Raw genomic sequence first — 26684 nt, 5'->3', positions numbered from 1 at the left:
CGCCGATGCTTCGTCGGCTCGCGAGCCGGCCGCCGCCCCGTCGCGCCGCGTCGACGACGGCGATCGCGCGCCTGCACCGGTTACGCCGGTCGCGTCGCCCGACACGATGCCGCCGATGGACGACATGCCGCCTGCCGGACCCGACGATTTCGCGTGGTTCGATGCGGCGCCGCCGGGCGATCCCGTGCCGATGGCCGAAGCGCGGCCCGTCGGTACGCCGGTTGCCGCGCTCGACTGGGATGCGCTGGCCGCGCGCGTGGCCGACTGCACGCTGTGCGGTCTGTGCGAGAAGCGGACCAACACCGTGTTCGGCGTCGGCGACCGCGAAGCGGACTGGATGCTGATCGGCGAAGCGCCGGGCGAGAACGAGGACAAGCAGGGCGAGCCGTTCGTCGGCCAGGCCGGCAAGCTGCTCGACAACATGCTGCATTCGCTGTCGCTCAAGCGCGGCGACAACGTGTACATCGCGAACGTGATCAAGTGCCGGCCGCCCGGCAACCGCAATCCTGAGCCGGACGAGGTCGCGAGCTGCGAGCCGTATCTGCAGCGCCAGGTCGCGCTCGTGAAGCCGAAGCTGATCGTCGCACTCGGCCGCTTCGCCGCGCAGACGCTGCTGAAGACGGACGCGAGCATTGCGTCGCTGCGCGGCCGCGTGCATGCGTACGAAGGTGTGCCGGTGATCGTGACCTACCATCCGGCGTACCTGTTGCGCAGCCTGCAGGACAAGTCGAAGGCGTGGGCCGACCTGTGCCTCGCGCGCGACACGTTCCGGCGCGCAGAAGGCGGCGACGCGAACGGGCCGGCCGGGCAATGACGACCGGCGCGGCGTGCGCATTCGTCGATACGCTGCACGACGTCGCGGTTCGGGATCTGGGCTGGCTGCTGGCCAGCCCGAGCCTGCTGACCGCGGTGCCGGACGCGCCGCTGGCGCGCCCGTGGCTGGATGCGGTGGGACAGTCGGCCGTCGAAGCATGGCTCGCCGCGCTCGATGCGCAGCCCGAGCCGCTGCATCGCGCGCTCGACGGTTTCCGGCCCACCCGCCTCGGCCGCTACGCCGAATGCCTGCTCGAGTATTTCCTGACGCACGGGCCGTCGCTGCGGCTCGTCGCGGCCAATCTGCCGCTGCGCAGCAACGGCAAGACGCTCGGCGAAGTCGATTTTCTCGTCGACGCACCGGACGGGCAGCGCCTGCACTGGGAACTCGCGGTGAAGTGCTACCTGTGCGCGCCGGTGCAAGCCGGCGCATCGCTTGCCGATTTCGTTGGCCCCAACCTCGTCGACCGGTTCGACCGCAAGCGCCGACGGTTGCTCGAGCACCAGCTGCGGCTCGGCGATCGCGACGGGTTTGCGCGGCTCGGCTACGGCGCGCCGTCCGATGCGCAGATGTTCATCAAGGGCTGGTTGTTCTATCCGCACGGCGCGCCGCTGCCGCCGGTGTCCGGGGAAATCGCGCCGGATCATCCGCACGGTTTCTGGCTCACGCACGCGCAGTGGCCGGCCTGGGCGGCCGAGCAGGGTGCCGACGTTGCATGGAGCGTGTTGCCGCGGCTTGCGTGGTTAGCGCCGCGACGGGCTGCCGCCGGTAGCGGATTCGAACCCGAAACGCTGGCGGCCACGCTGGAACTGCCGCCGGTGTTGACGACGCGCGAGGCTCCCGCGCTGATCGGCATCCATGAAAAGGGCAGTGACGGCACGTGGCGCGAAACGGCGCGCGGCTTCGTCGTGCCGGACGACTGGCCGGTGCGAGCCCAGGCGTTCGCGGCGCAGGATCACTGACGCCGCGTCAGCCGGCGCTCACCACCAGCGATGGAAGTGATGGACGGGGCCGACGCCGTGGCCGACGTCGAGGCGGCCGCTCGCGGCGATCGCGCCGGTCAGGTAGGTCTTGGCTTCGCGCACCGCGCTTTCGAGGTCGGGCTGCTGCGGCAGCAGCGCGGCGATCGCCGACGACAGCGTGCAGCCGGTGCCGTGCGTGTTGCTCACCGGCACGCGTGCGCCGTCGAGCCGCACGGTGCGGGTCGCTTCCACCAGCCAGTCGGGGCTCGCGGAAGCGTCCGGCAGGTGGCCGCCCTTCATCAGCACGGCGCGCGCACCCGTCTGTAACAGTGCCTGACCTTGCCGGACCATGTCGTCTTCGGTGGTTGCGGGCACATCGTTCAGCAGCGCGGCCGCTTCGGGCAGGTTCGGCGTCACGACCGTCGCGAGCGGCAGCAGCGCATCGCGCAACGCGTCGACGGCATCGGGTGCGAGCAGCGCGTGCGAGCTCTTCGAGATCATCACCGTGTCGAGCACGACGAAGCGTGGTGTGTAGCGCCGCAGCGCGTCGGCGACCGCGTGCACGATCGCCGCGTTCGCGAGCATCCCGATCTTGACCGCATCGATACGGATATCGCCGAACACCGCGTCGAGTTGCGCGGTCACGAACGCCGCGTCCGGCGCATGCACGCCCGTCACGCCGCGCGTGTTCTGCGCGGTCAGCGCGGTGATCACGCTCGCGCCATACGTGCCGAGCGCGGAAAAGGTCTTCAGGTCGGCCTGGATGCCTGCGCCGCCGCCCGAATCGGAGCCGGCGATCGTCAGGATGTTGGGTATCGGGTGCGTCATGAGGGCAACGCGCCGGTTCGAGGACCGGCGCCGGCGGACGGAAACGGGAAGTGTAGCGTCAGTGCCGCGATTCGCCGATCAGCGCGACCGAGTCGAACTGGCGCTGGTTCGCCTGGTGGCGGCGCATCACGAGCCACATCGTCAGGCACACGAACGTGCCGAACAGCACGATCACGACGCCGACCGGCACGTCGAGCCACACCAGCACCGCATACAGGCACAGCATCACGAGCACCGACAGGTTCTCGTTGAAGTTCTGCACCGCGATCGAGTGGCCGGCCGACAGCAGCACGTGGCCGCGGTGCTGCAGCAGCGCGTTCATCGGAACGACGAAGTAGCCGGACAATGCGCCGACGCACATCAGGAAGATGTACGCGATGATCAGGTACACGGGCATGCGCAGGTGGCCGATGTGCACGGCCCAGTGCGACGGGAACAGGTCGCGCGTGTAGAACGCCATCAGCATCACCGCGATGCCCATGATGATGCCGACGGGCAGCACGGTCAGCGACTTCTTCAACGGGATTCGGGCGGCGGCGGCGATTGCGCCGGCCGCGACGCCCACGGCGACCACGGCCTGCAGGATCGCGCCTTCCGACAGCGACATGCCGAGCGACACTTCAGCCCACTTCAGCACGATGAACTGCAGCGTCGCGCCGGCGCCCCAGAACAGCGTCGTGACCGCCAGCGAGATCTGGCCGAGCTTGTCGCGCCACAGCACCATGAAGCAGTCGGCGAAATCCGTGAGGAGCTTGACCGGGCCGCGTTCCTGCTTCGGGTAGCGGGCGCCCGTATCGGGGATGCGCAGGTTGAACAGCGCGGCGATCACGTAGATCGCCATGATGATCGCCATCGCCGCTTCGGCGGGCGTGCCGATCCAGGCGGGCGTGTGCGCGATCACGTGCGATGCGATGTGCGGGCTGATCAGCGCACCGCCCAGCACGGTGCCGAGGATGATCGAGCTGACGGTCGTGCCTTCGATCCAGCCGTTCGCGGCGACCAGCCGGTCGGCCGGCAGCAGCTCGGTGAGGATGCCGTATTTCGCGGGCGAGTAGGCCGCCGCGCCGAAACCGACGATCCCGTACGCAATCAACGGGTGGGCGCCGAACAGCATGATCATGCAGCCGACGACCTTGATCGAGTTGGTGATGAACATCACGCGGCCCTTCGGGCGCGAATCCGCGAAGGCGCCGACATAGGCCGCCAGCACCACATAGGACAACACGAAGAACAGCTTCAACAGCGGTGTCATCCAGTTGGGGGCGTGGAGGTCTTTCAGCAGGGCGATGGCGGCGATGAGGAGCGCATTGTCGGCCAGCGACGAGAAAAACTGCGCGGCCATGATGGTGTAAAAACCTTTTTTCATCTGATGCGATGCTTTCGTCGCTGCGGCAGGGCCGCGTAGGCCGCCTGGTATGCGATCGGCTTATTCCGTTCGAAATGGGTTGTGCGCACGGCTTTATAACATGAAAATACGCCAATTCGGACTAGCAAGATTCCCCGATCGTTCCGCAAATTGTCGGCTTCAGTGCTCAAAAGGCGCGGTAAGCTGATGATTCGCAAGCGTCTTTACGTAAATTTCCCATGCCGCGCCCGATCTCCGCCACCATCCATACCGCCGCTCTCGCGAACAATCTCTCCGTCGTCCGCCGCTTTGCCGGCCCGTCCAAGGTCTGGGCGGTCGTCAAGGCCAACGCGTACGGTCACGGGCTCGCGCGTGTGTTTCCCGGCCTGCGCGGCACCGACGGCTTCGGCCTGCTCGACCTCGACGAGGCCGTCAAGCTGCGCGAGCTCGGCTGGGCCGGCCCGATCCTGCTGCTCGAAGGGTTCTTCCGCTCGACCGACATCGACGTGATCGACCGCTACAGCCTGACGACGACCGTCCACAACGACGAGCAGATGCGGATGCTGGAAACGGCGCGGCTGTCGAAGCCCGTCAACGTGCAGCTCAAGATGAACAGCGGGATGAACCGGCTCGGCTACCTGCCGGAAAAATACCGTGCCGCATGGGAGCGCGCCCGCGCGTGCCCCGGCATCGGCCAGATCACGTTGATGACCCATTTTTCGGATGCGGACAACGAGCGCGGCGTCGCCGAGCAGCTCGCGACGTTCGAGCGCGGCGCGGAAAGCATTGCCGGCGCGCGCAGCCTCGCGAATTCCGCGGCCGTGCTGTGGCATCCGGATACCCACTTCGACTGGGTGCGCCCGGGGATCGTGCTGTACGGCGCGTCGCCGTCCGGGCTGTCGTCCGACATCGCCGATACCGGGCTGAAGCCCGCGATGACGCTCGCATCCGAGCTGATCGCGGTGCAGACGATCGGGAAGGGCCAGGCCATCGGCTATGGCTCGACGTTCTCCGCGCAGGCGCCGATGCGGATCGGCGTGGTCGCGTGCGGTTATGCGGACGGCTATCCGCGGGTCGCGCCCGAAGGCACGCCGGTGATCGTCGACGGCATCCGCACGCGGATCGTCGGTCGCGTATCGATGGACATGATCACCGTCGACCTGACCCCGTGCCCGCAGGCCGGCGTCGGCGCGCGCGTCGAGCTGTGGGGCAACGCGCTGCCGATCGACGACGTCGCCCGCCATTGCGGCACGATCGGCTACGAGCTGATGTGCGCGGTCGCCGGCCGCGTGCCCGTGCGCGCGGAATAAGGGCGTTGCGCGTGGCCAAACAGAAAACCGTGTACGTCTGCAGCGAGTGCGGCGGACAGACCCCGAAGTGGCAGGGCCAATGCCCGTCGTGCCAGGCCTGGAACACGCTGGTTGAATCGGTCGCCGAGTCGCCCGCTGCCCATCGTTTCCAGTCGCTCGCGAAGCGGGCGCCCGTCCAGCGTCTCGTCGACATCGAAGCGGCCGACGTGCCGCGCTTCTCGACCGGCATCGGCGAATTCGACCGCGTGCTCGGCGGTGGGCTGGTTCCGGGCGGCGTCGTGCTGATCGGCGGCGATCCCGGCATCGGCAAGTCGACGCTGCTGCTGCAGTCGCTCGCGGATATCGCGAGCGAGCGGCGCGCGCTCTATATCAGCGGCGAGGAATCGGCCGCGCAGATCGCGTTGCGCGCGCAACGGCTTGCGCTGCTCGACGGCGGTGCGGCGGCGGATGAGCTGAAGCTGCTCGCCGAGATCCAGCTCGAGAAGATCCAGGCCGCGATCGACACGGAACGGCCGGACGTGGCCGTGATCGACTCGATCCAGACCGTCTATTCGGAAGCGCTCACGTCGGCGCCGGGCTCGGTCGCGCAGGTGCGCGAGTGCGCGGCGCAGCTCACGCGTATCGCGAAGCAGTCGGGCACCGCGATCATCATGGTCGGGCACGTGACCAAGGAAGGCAACCTGGCCGGCCCGCGCGTGCTCGAGCACATCGTCGACACGGTGCTGTACTTCGAAGGCGACACGCATTCGTCGTTCCGGCTCGTGCGCGCGTTCAAGAACCGCTTCGGCGCGGTCAACGAGCTCGGCGTGTTCGCGATGACCGAGCGTGGGCTGCGCGGCGTCGCGAATCCGTCCGCGCTGTTCCTGTCGCAGCACGAGCAGGTCGTGCCCGGCTCGTGCGTGCTCGTCACGCAGGAAGGCACGCGCCCGCTGCTCGTCGAAATCCAGGCGCTCGTCGATACGGCGCACGTGCCGAACCCGCGCCGGCTCGCGGTCGGCCTCGAGCAGAACCGGCTCGCGATGCTGCTCGCGGTGCTGCACCGGCACGCGGGCATCGCGGCCTTCGACCAGGACGTGTTCCTCAATGCCGTGGGCGGCGTGAAGATCACCGAGCCGGCCGCCGACCTCGCGGTGCTGCTGGCGATCCATTCGTCGATGCGCAACAAGGCGCTGCCGAAGGGGCTGATCGTGTTCGGCGAAGTCGGGCTGGCGGGCGAGATCCGGCCGTCCCCGCGCGGGCAGGAACGGCTGCGCGAGGCGGCGAAGCTTGGTTTCACGTCCGCGCTGATTCCGAAGGCGAATGCGCCGAAGCAGCCGATCGAAGGGCTGAACGTGATGGCCGTCGATCGGCTCGAGCAGGCGATCGACCGCGTGCGCGATCTCGAGTGACCGGCGCGTCAGGCGCCCGTGTCATGCGAGCGGGCGATCTGTCGCGTAATTCGCTGTAAAGAAGATGTAGGGTTATGTAACCCGCCGGACATCGCTTTTCCCTATCCTTTGCCGGATTGTCGAACCGCGCAATGCGAAGGGATCCTATGTTGAAATCGTATGGGGAAGCGCCGAGCGGACGCCTTTACAACCTGCGTGGCTGCCGCGTGTCGGAGCCGATTCGCCAGCCCTGGGGCGGCGGATGCCGGATCGTCGAATGGATCGACGACGAGGGGCGCCTGGCGCGCAAGGTCGTGTCCGAGGACGTGACGGAAGCGGAAGTCGCCGCGGCGATCCGGCGGCCGACCGAAGGGCGGCGGCACCTGATGGGCGACGACGAGCAGATGCCGCGCGACACGTTGCCGCGACGTTGAGCCGGCAACTCGGCGAATTGGGTGATTGCGGTAATGAATGAACAGGCCGGGCCGGCGCGCCCGGCCTTGTCGTATCTGGGGCCGCCCACGGCCCGATGGTCTGTCGAGGTGCTGCGATGCCGAGGGGGCGCGGCGCGGCGCCAGCCGGCACGCCGGGCTGGCCGGCGTATCGGCCGGTCGCACCGCGACGGCGGTCAGCCGATCTGCTCGAGTTCTTCCTGCGCGGCGAGCCAGTCGGCCTCGACCGTTTCGAGACGCGTGTTGACGTCCCCGAGCTTGCGGATCGCCTCGGTCAGTTCCGTCTTGCGCTCAGCCTCGTAGCTCGCCGGATCGGCGACGAATGCGTCGAGGCGCGCCTTCTCCGCGTGCAGCGTCTCCATTTCCTTTTCGAGCTTCGTGATGCGCGTCTGCAGCGGTTTCTTCAACACCGACAGGCGCTGCCGCTCCTCGGCCGCTTGACGCTTCTGGTCCTTGCGGTTGGCTGCGGCACCCGTACCCGCGCCCGAAGACGCCGCGCTATCGGCCTTCGCGGCCGCGCGCTGCTCGGCCGCGTGCTGCAGCAGCCAGTCGCGGTAGTCGTCGAGGTCGCCGTCGAACGGCTGCAGCCGGTGCTTCGCGACCAGCATGAACTGGTCGGTCGTCGCGCGCAGCAGGTGGCGGTCGTGCGAGACGAGGATCAGCGTGCCTTCGAACTGCGCGAGCGCCATCGTCAGCGCATGGCGCGTTTCGAGGTCGAGGTGGTTGGTCGGTTCGTCGAGCAGCAGCAGGTTCGGCTTCTGCCAGATGATCAGCGCGAGCGCGAGGCGTGCCTTTTCACCGCCCGAAAACGGCCCGACCGGGGTGGTCGCCATGTCGCCCGAGAAGTTGAAGCCGCCGAGGAAGTCGCGCAGCTCCTGCTCGCGCGTGTCGGGCGCGAGCCGCGCCAGATGCGCGAGCGGGGAATCATCCTCGCGCAGCGTTTCGAGCTGGTGCTGCGCGAAATAGCCGATCGTCAGCCCCTTGCCGTCGCGGACGTGCCCCGACAGCGGCGCGAGCGTGCCGGCGAGCGTCTTGATCAGCGTCGACTTGCCCTGGCCGTTCGCGCCGAGCAGGCCGATGCGCTGGCCGTTCTGGATCGACAGCGCGACACGCTCGACGATCGGGATTTCCGCTCCGCCGTCGGCGTGGTAGCCGCAGCGGACGTCTTCCATCACCATCATCGGGTTCGGCGCGGCATCGGGCGTGCGGAATTCGAACGTGAACGGCGACGCGATGTGCGCGGGCGCGATCAGCTCCATCTTCTCGAGCGCCTTCATCCGGCTCTGCGCCTGCTTGGCCTTGGTCGCCTTGGCCTTGAAGCGGTCGACAAAGCTCTGCAGGTGCTCGATCGTCTTCTGCTGCTTTTCGTAGGCGCTTTGCTGCAGCGCCAGTTGCTGCGCGCGCAGCACTTCGAACTGCGAGTAGTTGCCGCCGTAGCGCTTCACCTGGCGGTTTTCCAGGTGCAGCGTGACATTGCAGATCGAATCGAGGAATTCGCGGTCGTGCGAGATCACGACGAGCGTGCCGGGGTAGCGGTGCAGCCAGTCTTCGAGCCAGACGATCGCGTCGAGGTCGAGGTGGTTCGTCGGTTCGTCGAGCAGCAGCAGGTCGGAACGGCACATCAGCGCCTGCGCGAGGTTCAGGCGCATGCGCCAGCCGCCGGAGAAGCTGGCGACGGATTCGCGCGTCTGCGCGAGCGTGAAGCCGAGGCCGAGCAGCAGCGCCTCGGCGCGGGCAGGCGCGGTGTAGCCGTCGGCGTCGGCAAACGCCGCGTGCGCGTCGGCTTCGGCGGCGCCGTCATGCGCGGCGGAGGCGGCGGCGATGCGGGCCTCGATCTCGCGCAGCGCGGCGTCGCCGTCGAGCGTGTAGTCGAGCGCCGAGCGGTCGACCGCGGGCGTTTCCTGCGACACATGGGCGATCCGCCACGACGGCGGCATCGAGAAATCGCCGCCGTCCGAGTGCAGCTCGCCGCGCAGGACCGAGAACAGGGTCGACTTGCCGGCGCCGTTCGCGCCGATCAGGCCGGCTTTCTCGCCGGGATTGAGCACGAAGGAGGTCGACTCGAACAGCGGCTTGGTGCCGCGCGCAAGGCTGAACTGATTGAAACGGATCACGGCGGAAATGACTGGCCAAAACCGCTATTCTAGACTGCGCGCCGCTCGCGCCGGGCATTGGCCGTTCGGCGGATGCCGCAACGGGGCAATTTCGCCTAGACTCCACGTCGATCCGGTTTCGTAAAAGGAGTGCCCGATGTCCACCCTGTATTCGTTCAGCGCAGAGACGCTTGCCGGCGCGCCGGCCTCGCTCGACGCATATCGCGGCAAGGTGCTGCTGATCGTCAACACCGCGAGCGAGTGCGGTTTCACGCCGCAGTACGCGGGCCTGCAGAAGCTGTACGACCAGTACGCGGCGCGCGGCTTCTATGTGCTCGGCTTCCCGTGCAACCAGTTCGGCAAGCAGGAGCCCGGCGACGCCACGCAGATCGGTGCGTTCTGCGAGCGCAATTACGGCGTCACGTTCCCGATGTTCGCGAAGATCGACGTGAAGGGCGACCATGCGCATCCGCTGTACCGCTACCTGACCGACGAGGCGCCCGGCATTCTCGGTCTCAAGGCGATCAAGTGGAATTTCACGAAGTTCCTGGTCGATCGTGAAGGGCGCATCGTCAAGCGCTACGCGCCGTCGACCAAGCCGGACGAAATCGCCGCGGATATCGAGAAGCTGCTGTGACGGCTGCCGGCGGCGTTCGCGGCGCCGGTGCGGATCGCGCGGGCGCCGCCGCTGTCCCGGCCGCTAGAGGATCGGGGCGAACAGCCGCGCGACGTGCATCGCGATGCGCCGCCAGGCGGGCGATTGGCGGTATTCGCTCGCGTCGACCTCGTACGCCTGCGCGAAATCGGCATCGAGCATCGTCTCGACTTCGTCGGCGAACGTGCGGTCGACGGTCAGCACCATGATCTCGAAATTGAGGCGGAACGAGCGGTTGTCGAGATTCGCGCTGCCGATCGCCGCCGCGATGCGGTCGATCAGCACGACCTTCTGGTGCAGGAAGCCGGGCCGGTAGCGGAACACCTTGACGCCCGCATCGACCAGGTCGCGCGCGTACAGCTTCGACGCTTCGAATACCACATAGTGGTCGCGCCGGCTCGGGATCAGGATGCGCACGTCGACGCCGCGCATCACGGCGAGCTTCAGTGCGGAAATCACGGCTTCGTCGGGGACGAGGTACGGCGTGGTGATCCAGACCCGCTCGCGCGCGGCGTTGATCGCCTCGACGAAGAACAGCGAGCCCGTCTCCTGCTTGTCGGCCGGCCCCATCGGCACCGCGAGGCAATGCATGTTGTCGCCGGGCTGCGCGGGCGGCGGCAACGCGAGCGGCGGCAGCTTCTGCGTTGCCCAGTGCCAGTCTTCGGCGAACACGTACTGGATGCTCGCGACCACCGGGCCGCGAATCTCGATGTGCGTGTCGCGCCACGGCGACAGGCGCGGCTTCGCGCCGAGATACTCGACGCCGACGTTGTGGCCGCCGACGAACGCCCGATTGCCGTCGACGACGACGATCTTGCGGTGGTTGCGGAAGTTGAGCTGGAAGCGGTTGACGAACTTCCGGTTGGTCGCGAACGGATGAACCTCGACGCCGCCCCTGCGCAACGTGTCGACGTAGCTGTGCGGGAGGTCGAAGCTGCCGATGCTGTCGTACAGCAGGCAGCAGCGCACGCCGGCCGCCGCGCGCGCGAGCAGCGAGTCGCGCAGCATCCGGCCGAGCGCGTCGTCGCGCACGATGAAGAACTGCACCACCACGTAGTCGCGCGCGGCGTCGATGGCCGCCAGGATCGCCGAGAACGTCGCGTCGCCGTTCACGAGCGTGCGCACCGAATTGCCGCCGAGGAACGGCATGCCGCCGAGCCGCGTGAGCGCGAGCACCGCGGCCTGGCCGATCGCGTCGGCGGCCGGCCCGTCGGTCGCGTCGGTGGTGAGCCAGGGCGAGCGCGGTGTGTGCATGCGCAACATTTCCAGCTCGTGGCGTCGGGCGTCCACGTAGCCGGAGAACTTGCTGCGGCCGAGGAACAGGTACGGAATGAGCGTCAGGTAGGGCATGGCCGCGAGCGAGACGGCCCACGCGATCGCGCCTTGCGACGTGCGCGTATTCATGATCGCGTGGAACGCCGCGACGATCCCGAGCACGTGGATGGTCAGGATCAGGGTGCCGAGATGTAGCCAGTCGAGGGTCATGGGCGCGTGTCGGACTCCTGGGGTCGCGCGGCCGGGCGGCCGCCTACGCGCATCTTACCCAACCGTGCGGCGCAACGGTGCACCGCACGGTGGGCGAGCCGGGCAGGCTCAGGCCTTGCGGGGCAGGTCCGACGCCTGGATCAGGAACACGGCGTCGTCTCCCGCGCTGGTGGGCAGCCACGTGAGCTCGAGGCCGCCGAACGCGGCTTCGACGTGCTCGCGCTCGTTGCCGATCTCGACGACGAGCACGCCGTCGTCGTGCAGCCAGCGATGGGCCTCGGCGACGATGCGTCGCACGATGTCCATCCCGTCGTTGCCACCGGCGAGCGCCATCTCCGGCTCGTGCCGGTACTCGGGCGGCAGCGCGGCCATCGACGACGCGTTCACGTACGGCGGGTTCGTCAGGATCACGTCGTAGCGCGAGCCCGGGTCGGTGCGGAACGTGGGCAGCGGCGCGTAGAGGTCACCGTGGTGCAGCGTGACGCGGTCTTCGAGGCCGTAGTCACGCACGTTGATCTCGGCGACTTCGAGCGCCTTGTCGGACAGGTCGACCGCGTCGATCTCGGCGTTCGGGAACGCGCTCGCCGCAAGGATCGCGAGGCAGCCGGAGCCCGTGCATAGCTCGAGCACCGCGCCGACCTGCTCGGGGTCGGCGACGTACGGCTGCAGCCCGTCGTCGAGCAGTTCGCCGATGAACGAGCGCGGCACGATCACGCGTTCGTCGACGTAGAAGCGGTGGCCGTGCATCCACGCCTCATGCGTGAGGTACGCGGCCGGCACGCGGTCGGTGGCGCGCCGTTCGATCACCGCGAGCACGGCCGCGATTTCGTCGGGCAGCAGCCGCGCGTCGAGGAACGGCTCGAGCGTGTCGAGCGGCAGGTCGAGCGTGCGCAGCACGAGGTAGGCCGCTTCGTCGTACGCGTTGTCGGAGCCGTGGCCGAACGCGAGCTTCGCCTTCGAGAAGCGCGTGACCGCGTAGCGCAGCAGGTCGCGAACAGTGGCAAAAGGTGTCGTCATGCGAGGCTCCATCAGGCGATCAGTTGTTCGAGCACGCGGCGGTACACGTTCTTCAGCGGGTCGACGAAGCGCACTTCGATGTGCTCGTCGATCTTGTGGATGCTGCCGTTAGGCGGGCCGAACTCGATCACCTGCGGGCAGATGCGCGCGATGAAACGGCCGTCCGACGTGCCGCCCGTGGTCGACAGCTCGGTCGTGATGCCGGTCTCGGTGCGGATCGCGTTTTCCAGCGCGCCCGATAGCTCGCCGCGCGGCGTGAGGAACGGCAGGCCGCTCACCGACCACTTCAGCGTGTATTCGAGGCCATGCTTGTCGAGGATCGCGTGCACGCGTGCCTGCAGGCCTTCGACCGTGCTGGCGGTCGAGAAGCGGAAGTTGAACAGCAGGTCGGCGTGGCCAGGGATCACGTTGGTCGCGCCGGTGCCGGCATGCAGGTTCGACACCTGCCAGGTGGTCGGCGGGAAGTATTCGTTGCCTGCGTCCCACTGCTCGGCGGCGAGCTCGGCGAGCGCCGGCGCGAGCAGGTGGATCGGGTTCTTCGCGAGGTGCGGATACGCGATGTGGCCCTGCACGCCCTTGACGACGAGTTCGCCCGACATCGAGCCGCGGCGGCCGTTCTTCACGACATCGCCGAGCTCGGTGGTCGACGTCGGCTCGCCGACGATGCAGTAGTCCATGCGTTCGCCGCGCGCTTCGAGCAGCTCGACGACCTTCACGGTGCCGTCGGTGGCGGGGCCTTCCTCGTCGCTCGTGATCAGGAACGCGATCGCGCCGCGGTGGCCGGGATGCGCTGCGACGAATTCCTCGGACGCGACGACGAATGCCGCGAGCGACGTTTTCATGTCGGCCGCGCCGCGGCCGTACAGCTTGCCGTCGCGATGGGCGGGGATGAACGGCGGCGAGCTCCACTGCTCGAGCGGGCCGGTCGGCACGACGTCGGTGTGGCCCGCGAACGCGAGCAGCTTGCCGTCGCGGCCGTCGGTGCCGCGCTTGACGGCCCACAGGTTGGTCACGCCGTGCGACGCGATGGTCTCGCATTCGAAGCCGAGCGCGGCGAGGCGCTCGGTCATGATCTGCTGGCAATGCTGGTCGTCGGGCGTCACGGACGCGCGGGCGATCAGCTGTTCGGTAAGGGCTAGGGTGGCGGACATGGTTCGGACCACTTTCGATAAAAAATGCCGGCGCGGTGGCCGGCAGCGACAAGACGTCGGGCTGCGCCGACAGGCGCAGCGCGGGCAGCCCTATGCGGCAAACAGCGCCGCGTATTGATCGGCCACGAAGCCGAGCGATTTCACGCGGCCGTTGATCACCAGCACGGGACGCTTGATGACTGACGGCTTGTGGATCATCAGCGCGACCGCGCCGGCCTTCGTTTCGGCGGCCGCCTTCATCGCGTCGTCCAGGCCGCGCCACGTCGTGCCGCGCTTGTTGACGAGCGCGTCGAGCGACACGTCCTTCAGCCAGTCCTCGACGAGCGGTGCGCTGACACCGAGCTTCTTGAAGTCGTGAAACTCGAATTCGACGCCGTGATCGTCGAGCCACACGCGGGCCTTCTTCACGGTGTCGCAGTTCGGAATGCCGTAGACGACCACGGTGTGCGGCTTCGCCATCAGTCGCCTCGCAGCAGCTCGTTCAGGCCGACCTTCGCGCGGGTCTTCGCGTCGACCTTCTTGACGATCACCGCGCAGTACAGGCTGTGCGAGCCGTCCTTCGACGGCAGGTTGCCGGCGACGACGACCGAGCCGGCCGGGATGCGGCCGTAGCTGACTTCGCCCGTCTCGCGGTCGTAGATCTTCGTGCTTTGGCCGAGGTACACGCCCATCGAGATCACCGAGTTTTCCTCGACGATCACGCCTTCGACGACTTCCGAGCGTGCGCCGATGAAGCAGTTGTCTTCGATGATGACCGGGTTCGCCTGCAGCGGCTCGAGCACGCCGCCGATGCCGACGCCGCCCGACAGGTGCACGTTCTTGCCGATCTGCGCGCACGAACCGACCGTGGCCCACGTGTCGACCATCGTGCCTTCGTCGACGTACGCGCCGATGTTGGTGTACGACGGCATCAGCACGACGTTCTTCGCGATGAACGAGCCGCGGCGCGCGATGGCCGGCGGGACGACGCGGAAGCCGCCCGCGGCGAAATCTTCAGCGGTGTAGTTCGCGAACTTCGACGGCACCTTGTCGTAGAACTGCGAGTAGCCGCCGGCGGGCATCGGCGCGTTGTCCTCCAGGCGGAACGACAGCAGCACGGCCTTCTTCAGCCACTGGTGCACGGTCCAGTTGCCGTCGATCTTCTCGGCCACGCGCAGCGCGCCTTTGTCGAGCTGCTCGATCGCGTGCGCGACGGCTTCGCGGACGTCGGCCGGTGCGGCCTTCGGCGACAGCTCGGCGCGGTTTTCCCAGGCGGTATCGATGATTTGCTGAAGTTGTTGCGACATGTTCGTTTTCGCAGGAGATGGATGGAATTGATCGGATGGACGATTACCGCGCGAGAGAGCGGCAGAAATCGACGATGCGTTGCGCGCCCTCGACGCATTCGGGGGTGCCCGCGACGAGCGCGATCCGGATGAAATCGCGGCCCGGATTCGTGCCGTGCGCATCACGCGCGAGGTACGAGCCGGGCAGAACCGTCACATTATAGTCGGCGTACAGGCGGCGGGCGAACTCGGTGTCCGACAGCCCGGTGCGCGACACGTTGGCCCACAGGTAGAACGCCGCGTCGGGCAGCTTCACGTCGATCACGTCGGCGAGCATCGGCGTGACGGTATTGAACTTCTGCAGGTACAGCGCGCGGTTCTCGCGCACGTGCGCCTCGTCGTTCCACGCGGCGATGCTCGCGTGCTGCCAGACCGGCGACAGCGCCGCGCCGTGGTACGTGCGGTACAGCAGGAATTTCTTCAGCAGCGCCGCGTCGCCGGCGACGAAGCCCGAGCGCATGCCCGGCACGTTCGAGCGCTTCGACAGGCTCGACAGCATCACGAGCCGCTCGAAGCCGCGGCCGAGGCGGTGCGCTGCCTCGAGGCCGCCGAGCGGCGGCGCCGCTTCGTCGAAATAGATTTCCGAATAGCACTCGTCGGACGCGATCACGAAACCGTGGCGGTCGGACAGCGCGAACAGCTCGCGCCAGTCGTCGAGCGTCAGCACGGCGCCCGTCGGGTTGCCCGGCGAGCACACGTACAGCAGTTGCGTGCGCGCCCAGACTGCGTCCGGCACGGACGCGTAGTCGCACGCGAAGTTGCGGGCCGGGTCGCTGTTCGCGAAATAGGGTTCGGCACCGGCCAGCAGCGCCGCGCCTTCGTAAATTTGATAGAAAGGATTCGGACAGAGTACGATCGCCTTCTCGCCCTGTTCGGCCGGGCGTGCGTCGATTACCGTCTGCGCGAGCGAGAACAGCGCCTCGCGCGACCCCGACACGGGCAGCACCTGCGTGGCCGGATCGATGGCCGGCAGCCCGTAGCGGCGCTCGAGCCAGTGCGCGATCGACGTGCGCAGCGCGTCCGAGCCGGCGGTGGCCGGGTACGACGCGAGACCGTCGAGCGCGGCCACCACGGCGTCGCGGATCAGCGCCGGGGTCGCATGTTTGGGCTCGCCGATGCCGAAGCTGATCGGTTTGAGGGCGCCGGAGGGCGTCACGTCCTTGAACAGGGCGCGCAGCTTTTCGAAGGGATAGGGCTGGAGCGAGTCGAGTCGAGGGTTCACGGGCGAAGCGGCCATCGCGGCCGGTTGGAGCGAAAGAAGCGGCGGGCGCGCCGCGCGGCTGCGAACGGCGCCGATGGCGCGCGGGTCGCAACGGACGATTATAGCGTGACGGAATGCGGTCACGGCCTGCCGGAACGGCGGCCGGGCCGGTCGAATAAAGGGTATTGAACCAAATGAATAACGCGGTACGCGGCAGCCTGCCGACGCTGGCCATCCTGATCGGCGCATCGGTATGGGGCCTGATCTGGTATCCGCTGCGGATCCTGGCGTCGCTCGGTGTGACGGGCACGCTGGCGAGCGCGCTGACGAGCCTCGTCGCCTTCCTGTTCGTGATCGTCGCGCGCCACCGCACGATCGCGACGCTGCGCTGGCACTGGGTGCTGCCCGGCATCGCGGTGACGGCCGGCGTGACGAACCTCGGGTTCGTGTGGGGCACGATCCACGGCGAGGTGCTGCGCGTGATGCTGCTGTTCTACCTGACCCCCGCGTGGACCGCGATCTATGCGCACTTCCTGCTGCGCGAGCGGCTGACCTGGGCCGGCGCGGGGCTCGCGGCGCTATCGATCGGCGGCGCGATGCTGATGCTGTGGTCGCCGACGCTCGGCCTGCCGTTGCCGGCCACCCCGGCCGAATGGGCCGGTCTCGCGGCCGGGTTGAGCTTCGCGATGAGCAACGTGCTCGTGATCAAGGCGAGCCGCGAGTTGCCGGAGATGCGCGCCGAGATGCGTACCGCGACGCTGTTCGGCGGCGCGGCGGTGTTCGGGGCGATCGCGTCGCTGTTCGAGGGGATCCCGGCTGCGCCGGCGGGCGGCCACCTCGGCACGGCCGCGCTGATCATCGTCGCGATCGGCGTGACGATGGCGTCGAACAACCTGCTCGTGCAATACGGGCTGGCGCGCGTGCCGGCGAACCGTGCGTCGATCATCATGCTGTTCGAGATCGTGATCACCGCGCTGTCGGCCTGGGTGTTCGCGAGCGAGCTGCCGAGCGCGCGCGAGTGGGCGGGCGGCGCGTGCATCGTGCTGGCGACGCTGCTGTCGAGCCGGGTCCATCGTGCCGCGCCGGCACCGGACAAACCCGGCGACGGTCGGGACGGCGCACGCGCGATGGTATGATGGAAGCCGTTTGCGGGGCCCAACGCTGTATGCGCGCGGCCCCGCTTTTGAATTCCGGAGCGCATCGCGCGCATGGGCCGTCCGGCCTCGCGCAGTGCGGCTCCGTCCGTTTCACACCTTCTTCACATCCGATACCGCCGTGCGTCTGAGCTCGATCAAACTCGCTGGCTTCAAATCCTTTGTCGATCCCACGCATTTCCAGGTTCCGGGCCAGCTTGTCGGCGTGGTGGGCCCGAACGGGTGCGGCAAGTCCAACATCATCGACGCCGTGCGCTGGGTGCTCGGCGAGTCGCGCGCTTCCGAGCTGCGCGGCGAATCGATGCAGGACGTGATCTTCAACGGCTCGACCGCCCGCAAGCCCGGCAGCCGGGCCAGCGTCGAACTGATCTTCGACAACTCCGACGGCCGCGCGGCCGGCCAGTGGGGCCAGTACGGCGAGATCGCCGTGAAGCGCGTGCTGACGCGCGACGGCACGTCGAGTTACTACATCAACAACCTGCCGGCGCGCCGCCGCGACATCCAGGACATCTTCCTCGGCACCGGCCTCGGGCCGCGCGCGTACGCGATCATCGGGCAGGGCATGATCGCCCGGATCATCGAGGCGAAGCCGGAAGAGCTGCGCGTGTTCCTCGAGGAAGCCGCGGGCGTGTCGAAGTACAAGGAACGCCGCCGCGAGACCGAGAACCGCCTGCACGACACGCGCGAGAACCTGACCCGCGTCGAGGACATCGTCCGCGAACTCGGCGCGAACCTCGAGAAGCTCGAGGCGCAGGCCGTCGTTGCCACCAAGTACAAGGAACTCGTCGCCGACGGCGAGGAGAAGCAGCGCCTGTTGTGGCTGCTGCGCAAGAACGAGGCCGCCGGCGAGCAGCAGAAGCAGCAGCGCGCGATCGAACAGGCGCAGATCGACCTCGAGGCGCAAACGGCGAAGCTGCGCGAGGTCGAAGCGCAGCTCGAGACGCTGCGCGTCGCGCATTACTCCGCAAGCGACGCGATGCAGGGCGCGCAGGGCTCGCTCTACGAAGCGAACGCCGAGGTGAGCCGCCTCGAAGCCGAGATCAAGTTCATCGTCGAATCACGCAACCGCGTGCAGGCGCAGATCGCCGCACTGAATGCGCAGCGCGAGCAATGGCGCGCGCAGGCCGAGAAGGCGCAGGACGAGCTCGAGGAAGCCGAGGAAGCGCGCGCGATGGCCGACGAGAAGGCCGCGCTCGCCGAAGACAACGCCGCCGCGAAGCACGATGCGCTGCCGGCGCTCGAAGCGAAGTTCCGCGATGCGCAGGCGCAGCTCAACGACGAGCGCGCGCGGATCGCGCAGACCGAACAGTCGCTGAAGCTCGAAGCCGCGCACCAGCGCAACGCCGACCAGCAGCTCCAGCAGCTGCAGCAGCGCCATGAGCGCCTGAAGAGCGAAGCGGGCGGGCTCGACGCGCCGGACGAGGCACAGCTCGAGGAGCTGCGCATGCAGCTCGCCGAGCAGGAAGAGATCCTGGCCGAAGCGCAGGCGCGCCTCGCCGACGCGCAGGAAACGGTGCCGCGCCTCGATGGCGAACGCCGTGCCGCGCAGGAGCGCGTGCAGGCCGAAGCCGCGCAGATCCACCAGCTCGAGGCGCGTCTCGCGGCGCTGAAGCAGCTGCAGGAAAATGTTCAGACCGAAGGCAAGGTGCAGCCGTGGCTCGACAAGCACGAGCTCGGCGCGCTGCCGCGTCTGTGGAAGAAGCTGCATGTCGAAGCCGGCTGGGAAGCGGCGCTCGAAGCCGTGCTGCGCGAGCGCCTCGCCGCGCTCGAAGTGTCGAATCTCGACTGGGTGAAGGCTTTTGCCTCCGACGCACCGCCCGCGAAGCTCGCGTTCTACGCGCCGCCCGCGGCCGGCGAACCGCCGGCGGCCGTGGCCGGCCTGCGTCCGGTGCTGTCGCTCGTGCGCATCGACGATGCGGGCATCCGCGCGGTGCTGAACGACTGGCTCGGCAACGTGTACGTCGCCGACGACGTCGCGCAGGCGCTTGCGACGCGCACGCAGCTGCCGGCAGGCGGTGCGTTCGTCGTCAAGGCCGGCCATATCGTCACGCGCGTCGGCGTGCAGCTGTATGCGGCCGATTCGGAGCAGGCCGGGATGCTGGCCCGCCAGCAGGAAATCGAAAACCTGACGCGCCAGGTGCGTGCGCAGGCGCTGCTCGCCGACGAGGCGCGCACGGCCGCGGTTCGCGCGGAAGCCGCGCACACGCAGGCCACGCAGGCACTCGGCGACGTGCGCGCACAGGCCGAGCGTGCGACGCAGCGCGTGCATGCGTTGCAGATGGACGTGCTGAAGCTTGCGCAGGCGCACGAACGATACACGCAGCGCAGCACGCAGATCCGCGAGGAACTCGAGGAAATCGGCGCGCAGATCGAAGAGCAGCGTGCGATGCGCGCGGAGTCGGAAGCGAATTTCGAGCGTTTCGACGGCGAACTGGCCGAACTGCAGGCGCGCTTCGAGGACAACCAGCTTGCATTCGAAGCGCTCGACGAATCGCTGACGCAGGCGCGTCAGGAAGCGCGTGACCTGGAGCGCGGCGCGAACGACGCACGCTTCGCCGCACGCAATGCCGTGACGCGGATCGACGAGCTCAAGCGCAGCATCCAGGTTGCACACGAGCAGAGCGAGCGCGTCGCCGCGTCGCTCGAAGACGCACGCGCCGAGCTCGAGACGATCAACGAGCAGACCGCGCACACGGGCCTGCAGGACGCGCTCGAGATTCGGGCGGTGAAGGAAGAGGCGCTGCAGGCCGCGCGGATCGAACTCGACGACCTGACCGCGAAGCTGCGCGCGTCGGACGAGCAGCGCCTCGTCGCCGAGCGCTCGCTGCAGCCGTTGCGCGACCGCATCACCGAATTGCAGTTGAAGGAGCAGGCCGCGCGCCTGTCGGTCGAACAGTTCGCCGAGCAACTGACGACGGCCGAGGTCGACGAGGAAGCGCTGCGCGAGAAGCTCACGCCGGATCTGAAGCCGTCGTACCTGCAGGGCGAGGTCACGCGCCTGAACAACGCGATCAACGCGCTCGGCCCGGTGAACATGGCCGCGCTCGACGAGCTGAAGGCCGCGAGCGAGCGCAAGGTGTTCCTCGATGCGCAGTCTGCCGACCTGATCGACGCGATCACGACGCTCGAGGACGCGATCCACAAGATCGACCAGGAAACCCGCACGCTGCTGCAGGGCACCTTCGACGAGGTCAACCGTCACTTCAGCGACCTGTTCCCGCGCCTGTTCGGCGGCGGTCAGGCGAAGCTGATCATGACGGGCGATGAAATCCTCGACGCCGGCGTGCAGGTGATGGCGCAGCCGCCGGGCAAGAAGAACGCGACGATCCACCTGCTGTCGGGCGGCGAGAAGGCGCTGACCGCGACCGCACTGGTGTTCGCGATGTTCCAGCTGAACCCGGCGCCATTCTGTCTGCTCGACGAGGTCGACGCGCCGCTCGACGACGCGAACACCGAGCGTTTCGCGAATCTCGTGCGCGCGATGTCCGACAAGACGCAGTTCCTGTTCATCTCGCACAACAAGATCGCGATGGAAATGGCGCAGCAGCTGATCGGCGTGACGATGCAGGAGCAGGGCGTGTCGCGGATCGTTGCGGTGGACATGGAAACCGCCGCGGGTTTTGCCCAGAATTGACGTTTGACGAAACCGGACCGCGTTCGCGCGGCGCATGGGCGCCCGTTCGCGGTTCCGACGAACAAGAATTGCTGATGGAGCGTGCATGGACGAGTTGACACTCGGTTTGATCGGCGCGGGCGCCGTCGTGGTGGGCGGCGTCGTGGTCTACAACGCATGGCAGGGCGCGAAGGTGCGGCGCAGGATGCCGCGCCCGATGCCGGAGGAAGCGGCCGAGGCGATGAACCGCCCCGAACGCGAGGAAGAATTGCCGTTCATCGAGCCGGTGCGCCAGCCGGTGCGGCGCGAGCCCGCGGCACCGGCCCCGGCGGCCGCCACGGGCGGCACGCCGGCCGAAGTCGCGCGCGTCGAGCCGACGTTCGGTGGCGCGGCACCTGCCGATACGCCGGTCGATCTGCAGGCTGAGGCGACCGGTATCGATGCACCGGCCGAGTCGGTCGAGCCGGTTGCCGGCGAGGCAGCCGCACCGGCTTCCGCGCACGACACGCACGCTGAACCGGCAGAGCCGGCCGAACCCGTGCTGCCGGCCGCCACGACGATCTCGTCGGCTCCGCCGGCGATCGTCGACCGCCGGATCGACTGCATCGTGCCGATCCGCCTCGGCGGGTCGCTGCCGGGCGACAAGATCCTGCCGGCCGCGCAGCGGCTGCGCCGCGCGGGCAGCAAGCCCGTGCATATCGAAGGCAAGCCGGAAGGCGGCCAGTGGGAGTTGCTGCAGAACGGCGTGCGCTACGAGGAGCTGCGCGCGGCCGCGCAGCTCGCGAACCGCAGCGGTGCGCTGAACGAGCTCGAGTTCTCCGAATTCGTGACGGGCGTCCAGCAGTTCGCCGACGCGATCGACGGCGCGCCGGAATTCCCGGACATGATGGAAACGGTCGCGATGGCGCGCGAGCTCGACGCGTTTGCCGCGCAGTGCGACGCGCAGCTGTCGATCAACGTGATGTCGGACGGCGCGCCGTGGTCGGCGAACTACGTGCAGGCGGTCGCGTCGCAGGACGGGCTGCTGCTGTCGCGCGACGGCACGCGTTTCGTGAAGCTCGACGCGAAGCAGAACCCCGTGTTCATGCTGCAGTTCGGCGACACGAACTTCCTGCGCGACGACCTCACGTACAAGGGCGGCAACATGATCACGCTGGTGCTCGACGTGCCGGTCGCAGAAGAGGACATCCTGCCGTTCCGGCTGATGTGCGACTACGCGAAGTCGCTGTCCGAGCGGATCGGCGCGCGGGTCGTCGACGATTCGCGGCGGCCGCTGCCGGAATCGACGCTGGTCGCGATCGATCAGCAACTGATGAAGCTGTACGCGAAGCTCGAGGAAGCCGGCATCCCGGCCGGTTCGCCGGTCACGCGCCGCCTCTTCAGCCAGTAACGCGCGCCCGGCGGGCGGCGGCTTTCGGCGCCGTCGCCCGTCGCTGCAATGCATCGTGCTTGTGTGCACTGCAGCGGGCCCGCGCGGCACGCATCGCGTGCCCCCGCTGCGGCGTCAAACTGAGATAATCGGAATTCCGATTTTTCAGAACGACTCTGCCGCCAGCATGGCCCGAACCCAAGCCGAACCGCCAGCCAGCCAGCCCGACGCGCGTGCCGCGTGGCTGCGCGATCAACTCGAGCGGGCGAACTACGCCTACTACGTGCTCGACCAGCCGGATCTGCCCGACGCCGAATACGACCGGCTGTTCCGCGAACTGCAGCAGCTCGAAGCCGACCATCCGGAACTCGTGACGCCCGATTCGCCGACGCAGCGTGTCGGCGGGGAGGCGGCCGGCGGCTTCACGCCGGTCGTCCATGATGCGCCGATGCTGTCGCTGAACAACGGTTTCGCGGACGAGGACATCGTCGCATTCGACAAGCGTGTCGCCGACGCGCTCGACAAGACGACCGATCTCGCCGGCTCGGTGACGGAGCCCGTCGAGTACGCATGCGAGCTGAAGTTCGACGGTCTCGCGATTTCGCTGCGCTACGAGCAGGGCGTATTCGTCCAGGCGTCGACGCGCGGCGACGGGACGACAGGCGAGGACGTGACCGAGAACGTGCGCACGATCCGTTCGATTCCGCTGAAGCTGAAGGGCAAAAACGTGCCGGCCGTGCTCGACGTGCGCGGCGAGGTGCTGATGTTCAAGCGCGATTTCGCACGCCTGAACGAACGCCAGCGCGCGGCCGAGCAGCGCGAATTCGCGAACCCGCGCAACGCGGCGGCCGGCAGCCTGCGCCAGCTCGACTCGAAGATCACCGCGCAGCGCCCGCTGTCGTTCTTCGCGTACGGGATCGGCGTGCTCGACGGGATGCCGATGCCCGATACGCACAGCGCGCTGCTCGACTGGTACGAGTCGCTCGGCCTGCCCGTGAACCGCGAGCGCGCGGTCGTGCACGGCGCCGAAGGCTTGCTCGACTTCTTCCGCAAGGTCGGCGAGAAGCGCGAGTCGCTGCCGTACGACATCGACGGCGTCGTCTACAAGGTCAACCGGCGTGACGAACAGGAGCGCCTCGGCTTCGTGTCGCGCGCGCCGCGCTTCGCGCTCGCGCACAAGTTCCCCGCTCAAGAAGCGCTGACTAGGCTCGTCGCGATCGACGTGCAGGTCGGCCGCACCGGCGCGATCACGCCGGTTGCGCGCCTCGAGCCCGTATTCGTCGGCGGCGCGACCGTGACGAACGCGACGTTGCACAACGAGGACGAGGTGCGCCGCAAGGACATCCGGATCGGCGATACCGTGATCGTGCGCCGCGCGGGCGACGTGATCCCCGAGGTGGTCGGCGCGCTGCTCGACCGGCGCCCGGCCGATGCGGCCGAGTTCGTGATGCCGACCGAATGCCCGGTGTGCGGCTCGAAGATCGAGCGCCTGCCGGACGAGGCGATCGCGCGCTGCACGGGCGGCCTGTTCTGCCCGGCGCAGCGCAAGCAGGCGCTGTGGCACTTCGCGCAGCGCCGCGCGCTCGACATCGACGGGCTCGGCGAGAAGATCATCGACCAGCTCGTCGAGCTGAATCTCGTGCGCACGCCGGCCGACCTGTTCAATCTCGGCTTTGCGACGCTCGCCGAGCTCGACCGGTTCGCCGAGAAGTCGGCACAGAACCTGCTCGACTCGCTCGAGAAGGCGAAGCATACGACGCTCGCGCGCTTCATCTACGGGCTCGGCATCCGTCACGTGGGCGAATCGACCGCGAAGGATCTCGCCAAGCATTTCGGCTCGCTGACGCCGATCATGGACGCGTCGATCGAAGAACTGCTCGAAGTCAACGACGTCGGGCCGATCGTCGCCGAGTCGCTGCACCAGTTCTTCGCGGAAGAGCACAACCGGACCGTGATCGAGCAGTTGCGCGCGCCGGGCAAGGTGACGTGGCCGGAAGGGCCGCCCGCGCCGAAGGCGCCGCAGGGCGTGCTGGCCGGCAAGACGGTCGTGCTGACGGGCACGCTGCCGACGCTCACGCGCGATGCCGCGAAGGAAATGCTCGAAGCGGCGGGCGCGAAAGTGGCCGGTTCGGTGTCGAAGAAGACGGATTACGTGGTCGCGGGCGCCGAAGCCGGCAGCAAGCTCGCGAAGGCCGAGGAACTCGGCATCCCCGTGCTGGACGAAGACGGCCTGCACCAACTCCTGGAGGGTAATACGCCATGATTCGCGAGATCCTGAAGATGGGCGATCCGCGCCTGCTCGAAGTCGCCAAGCCGGTCGAGCGGTTCGATACACCCGAACTGCACGAGATCGTCGCGGACATGTTCGAGACGATGCACCACGCGAACGGCGCCGGCCTGGCCGCGCCGCAGATCGGCATCGGGCTGCAGATCATCATCTTCGGCTTCGGCAACAACAACCGTTACCCGGACGCGCCGCCGGTGCCCGAGACCGTGCTGATCAACCCGAAGATCGAGTACCTGCCGCCGGACATGGAAGAGGGCTGGGAAGGCTGCCTGTCGGTGCCGGGCATGCGCGGCGTCGTCAGCCGCTACGCGAAAGTGCGCTACAGCGGCTTCGACCAGTACGGCGAGAAGATCGACCGCGTGGCCGACGGTTTTCACGCACGCGTCGTCCAGCACGAATACGATCACCTGATCGGCAAGCTGTATCCGATGCGGATCACCGACTTCACGCGCTTCGGCTTCACGGAAGTGCTGTTCCCGGGGCTCGATCCGGCTTCCGACGATTGATTGGCCGGCTTTGCCGGCTTCTCGCAGACAAGAAAAAGCCCGCTTGCGCGGGCTTTTTCACTGCGTGGCGCACATGTGGGCGCCCGCGATCAGAACGTCTCGTCGGCCGACAGATAGCGCCATTGACCCTGCGGCAGTGCACCGAGCATCACGCGGCCCATCCGGACGCGCTTCAGGCCGATCACGTCGAGGCCCACCAGCTCGCACATGCGACGGATCTGGCGCTTCTTGCCTTCGCGCAGCACGAAGCGCAACTGCTCGCCGTTCTGCCAGCTCACCATCGCGGGCTTCAGCGCGACGCCGTCGAGCTCGAGGCCGTGGCGCAGCTTCGCGAGCGATTCCGCGGGGAAGTGCTGGTCGATGTCGATGAGCCGTTCGCCGAAGCGCACGCGCACGAGGTACTCCTTGTCGATGTCCGACTGCTCGCCGATCAGCTGCTTCGCGATCACGCCGTTCTGCGTCAGCACGAGCAGGCCGGTCGAATCGATGTCCAGGCGGCCGGCCGGTGCGAGGGCGTGCAGATGCTGCGGCGAGAAGCGCACCGGCGAATGGTCGCCGCTCCAGCGGTTCGCGCGCGTGATCAGCACGGCCGCGGGCTCGTAGCCGTCTTCCGCCTGGCCCGACACGTAGCCGACCGGCTTGTGCAGCAGGATCGTCACCTGCGCGGCCTGCGCGGCGCTCGCGCGTTCGTCGATCTCGATCTTCTGGTCGGCGCGGACCTTGGTGCCGAGCGTGTCGATGCGTTCGCCGTCGACGAGCACCCAGCCCTTTTCGATCCATTCGTCGGCTTCGCGGCGCGAGCACATGCCGAGCTCGGACATCCGTTTCGACAGGCGCATCAGGCCCGATTCGTCACCGTAGTCGACGTCGGCGGCGGCGCGCTTAACCGGTTGCGCGGTCTTGACCGCACCGAACGAGCGGCGCTCGCCGTCGCGTGCGGGGCGGGCCGGGCGGTCGCCGAAGCTGCGCTTCGCACCTTCGCCGGCAGGCTTGTCGCGATACGACGGGCGCTTGCCGTCGTCAGCGCCTGCGCGGCGCGGGCGGGCATCGTCATCACGGCGCGGCGGGCGATCGGACGACGTGCGGCGGTCGCCAAAGCTGCGCTTCGCGCCTTCGCCGGCTGCCTTGTCGCGATAAGGTGCGCGTGCGCTGCCTTCACTGGAACCTGCGCGACGCGGGCGTGCATCGTCATCACGGCGCGGCGGGCGATCGGACGACGTGCGGCGGTCGCCGAAGCTGCGCTTCGCACCTTCGCCGGATGCGTTGTCGCGATACGACGGGCGCTTGCCGTCTTCGGCGCCTGCGCGGCGCGGGCGGGCATCGTCATCGCGGCGCGGCGGGCGATCGGACGATGTGCGACGGTCGCCGAAGCTGCGTTTTGCGCCTTCACCGCCTGCGTTGTCGCGATACGGCGCGCGTGCGCCGCCTTCGCCACCCGCGCGACGCGGCCGTGCGTCGTCATCGCGGCGAGGCGGACGATCCGACGACGTGCGACGGTCGCCGAAGCTGCGTTTTGCGCCTTCACCGCCTGCGTTGTCGCGATACGGCGCGCGTGCGCCGCCTTCGCCACCCGCGCGACGCGGCCGTGCGTCGTCATCGCGGCGAGGCGGACGATCCGACGACGTGCGACGGTCGCCGAAGCTGCGTTTTGCGCCTTCACCGCCTGCGTTGTCGCGATACGGCGCGCGTGCGCCGCCTTCGCCACCCGCGCGACGCGGCCGTGCGTCGTCATCGCGGCGAGGCGGACGAT

The 26684-nt window shown here is 68.3% G+C and carries 21 protein-coding genes; 11 read left to right on the top strand and 10 right to left on the bottom strand.

Annotated elements, in window-relative coordinates:
* Both G3N98_RS27050 and G3N98_RS27045 read left to right on the top strand, forming a co-directional pair.
* The coding region (locus tag G3N98_RS27050) for a uracil-DNA glycosylase (protein WP_206149703.1) at positions 1 to 814 on the top strand (814 nt) is incomplete at its 5' end.
* The gene (locus G3N98_RS27045; RefSeq protein ID WP_206149701.1) at positions 811 to 1776 is read left to right on the top strand and encodes a DUF1853 family protein; all 966 of its coding nucleotides are present in this window, start codon (positions 811 to 813) and stop codon (positions 1774 to 1776) included. The genes G3N98_RS27050 and G3N98_RS27045, both read left to right, overlap by 4 nt.
* 18 nt (positions 1777 to 1794) lie before the next feature.
* On the opposite strand, the gene thiD is transcribed toward G3N98_RS27045, so the two are convergent.
* Positions 1795 to 2604, bottom strand: coding sequence for a bifunctional hydroxymethylpyrimidine kinase/phosphomethylpyrimidine kinase (thiD, locus tag G3N98_RS27040; protein ID WP_089473111.1), 810 nt, complete (start codon positions 2602 to 2604; stop codon positions 1795 to 1797).
* Between the two features lie 58 nt (positions 2605 to 2662).
* Complete coding sequence (gene lplT / locus G3N98_RS27035; RefSeq protein WP_089425701.1) at positions 2663 to 3970, bottom strand: lysophospholipid transporter LplT; 1308 nt, start codon at positions 3968 to 3970, stop codon at positions 2663 to 2665.
* 218 nt (positions 3971 to 4188) lie between these two features.
* Between lplT and alr the strand changes: the two genes are divergently transcribed.
* From alr to G3N98_RS27020, 3 genes are all read left to right on the top strand, one after another.
* Positions 4189 to 5259, top strand: coding sequence for an alanine racemase (gene alr / locus G3N98_RS27030; RefSeq protein ID WP_089473110.1), 1071 nt, complete (start codon positions 4189 to 4191; stop codon positions 5257 to 5259).
* Positions 5260 to 5270: 11 nt separating this feature from the next.
* The gene (gene radA / locus G3N98_RS27025; RefSeq protein WP_206149699.1) at positions 5271 to 6647 is read left to right on the top strand and encodes a DNA repair protein RadA; all 1377 of its coding nucleotides are present in this window, start codon (positions 5271 to 5273) and stop codon (positions 6645 to 6647) included.
* A 146-nt stretch (positions 6648 to 6793) separates the two neighbouring features.
* Positions 6794 to 7060, top strand: a complete 267-nt coding sequence (locus G3N98_RS27020) for a DUF2866 domain-containing protein (protein ID WP_039342663.1) — start codon at positions 6794 to 6796, stop codon at positions 7058 to 7060.
* Between the two features lie 194 nt (positions 7061 to 7254).
* Here the strand turns inward: G3N98_RS27020 and G3N98_RS27015 are convergent, their stop codons facing one another.
* Complete coding sequence (locus G3N98_RS27015) at positions 7255 to 9192, bottom strand: ATP-binding cassette domain-containing protein (protein ID WP_089425700.1); 1938 nt, start codon at positions 9190 to 9192, stop codon at positions 7255 to 7257.
* A gap of 136 nt (positions 9193 to 9328) precedes the next feature.
* Between G3N98_RS27015 and G3N98_RS27010 the strand changes: the two genes are divergently transcribed.
* Complete coding sequence (locus tag G3N98_RS27010; protein WP_089473108.1) at positions 9329 to 9808, top strand: glutathione peroxidase; 480 nt, start codon at positions 9329 to 9331, stop codon at positions 9806 to 9808.
* 63 nt (positions 9809 to 9871) lie between these two features.
* On the opposite strand, the gene cls is transcribed toward G3N98_RS27010, so the two are convergent.
* From cls to dapC, 6 genes are all read right to left on the bottom strand, one after another.
* A complete protein-coding gene (gene cls, locus G3N98_RS27005) occupies positions 9872 to 11311 on the bottom strand; it encodes a cardiolipin synthase (protein ID WP_089425698.1) in 1440 nt (479 codons plus the stop codon).
* Positions 11312 to 11419: 108 nt separating this feature from the next.
* Positions 11420 to 12328, bottom strand: a complete 909-nt coding sequence (gene prmB / locus G3N98_RS27000; RefSeq protein ID WP_206149697.1) for a 50S ribosomal protein L3 N(5)-glutamine methyltransferase — start codon at positions 12326 to 12328, stop codon at positions 11420 to 11422.
* An 11-nt stretch (positions 12329 to 12339) separates the two neighbouring features.
* Positions 12340 to 13479 carry a succinyl-diaminopimelate desuccinylase gene (gene dapE / locus G3N98_RS26995; protein WP_089473105.1) on the bottom strand — a complete coding sequence of 380 codons (1140 nt, stop codon included), beginning with the start codon at positions 13477 to 13479 and terminating at the stop codon, positions 12340 to 12342.
* A 90-nt stretch (positions 13480 to 13569) separates the two neighbouring features.
* The gene (locus tag G3N98_RS26990; RefSeq protein WP_039342680.1) at positions 13570 to 13938 is read right to left on the bottom strand and encodes an ArsC family reductase; all 369 of its coding nucleotides are present in this window, start codon (positions 13936 to 13938) and stop codon (positions 13570 to 13572) included.
* The gene (gene dapD / locus G3N98_RS26985; protein ID WP_006478479.1) at positions 13938 to 14765 is read right to left on the bottom strand and encodes a 2,3,4,5-tetrahydropyridine-2,6-dicarboxylate N-succinyltransferase; all 828 of its coding nucleotides are present in this window, start codon (positions 14763 to 14765) and stop codon (positions 13938 to 13940) included. The genes G3N98_RS26990 and dapD overlap by 1 nt, the downstream gene beginning before the upstream one ends.
* Positions 14766 to 14808: 43 nt before the next feature.
* On the bottom strand, positions 14809 to 16041 hold the full coding sequence (gene dapC / locus G3N98_RS26980; protein ID WP_089425695.1) for a succinyldiaminopimelate transaminase: 1233 nt from the start codon (positions 16039 to 16041) through the stop codon (positions 14809 to 14811).
* 158 nt (positions 16042 to 16199) lie between these two features.
* Between dapC and G3N98_RS26975 the strand changes: the two genes are divergently transcribed.
* From G3N98_RS26975 to def, 5 genes are all read left to right on the top strand, one after another.
* A complete protein-coding gene (locus tag G3N98_RS26975; RefSeq protein WP_206149705.1) occupies positions 16200 to 17141 on the top strand; it encodes a DMT family transporter in 942 nt (313 codons plus the stop codon).
* A gap of 139 nt (positions 17142 to 17280) precedes the next feature.
* Positions 17281 to 20793 carry a chromosome segregation protein SMC gene (gene smc, locus G3N98_RS26970; protein ID WP_206149695.1) on the top strand — a complete coding sequence of 1171 codons (3513 nt, stop codon included), beginning with the start codon at positions 17281 to 17283 and terminating at the stop codon, positions 20791 to 20793.
* Positions 20794 to 20878: 85 nt separating this feature from the next.
* Complete coding sequence (locus tag G3N98_RS26965; RefSeq protein WP_206149693.1) at positions 20879 to 22162, top strand: cell division protein ZipA C-terminal FtsZ-binding domain-containing protein; 1284 nt, start codon at positions 20879 to 20881, stop codon at positions 22160 to 22162.
* A 166-nt stretch (positions 22163 to 22328) separates the two neighbouring features.
* Positions 22329 to 24404: an NAD-dependent DNA ligase LigA gene (ligA, locus tag G3N98_RS26960; RefSeq protein WP_089473102.1), complete on the top strand. Its 2076-nt coding sequence runs from the start codon at positions 22329 to 22331 to the stop codon at positions 24402 to 24404.
* Complete coding sequence (gene def / locus G3N98_RS26955; protein ID WP_039342702.1) at positions 24401 to 24934, top strand: peptide deformylase; 534 nt, start codon at positions 24401 to 24403, stop codon at positions 24932 to 24934. Before ligA ends, def begins: the two co-directional genes overlap by 4 nt.
* Positions 24935 to 25023: 89 nt before the next feature.
* Here def and G3N98_RS26950 read toward each other — a convergent pair.
* Positions 25024 to 26684: pseudouridine synthase (locus tag G3N98_RS26950; RefSeq protein ID WP_206149691.1), on the bottom strand; the 1661-nt coding region annotated here is incomplete at its 5' end.

Origin of the sequence: Burkholderia sp. Tr-20390, from assembly GCF_017104595.1 — a bacterium.
Lineage (GTDB): Bacteria > Pseudomonadota > Gammaproteobacteria > Burkholderiales > Burkholderiaceae > Burkholderia.
The sequence above is the reverse complement of the archived record's forward strand: the minus strand, read 5'-3'. Positions and strand labels throughout refer to the sequence as shown.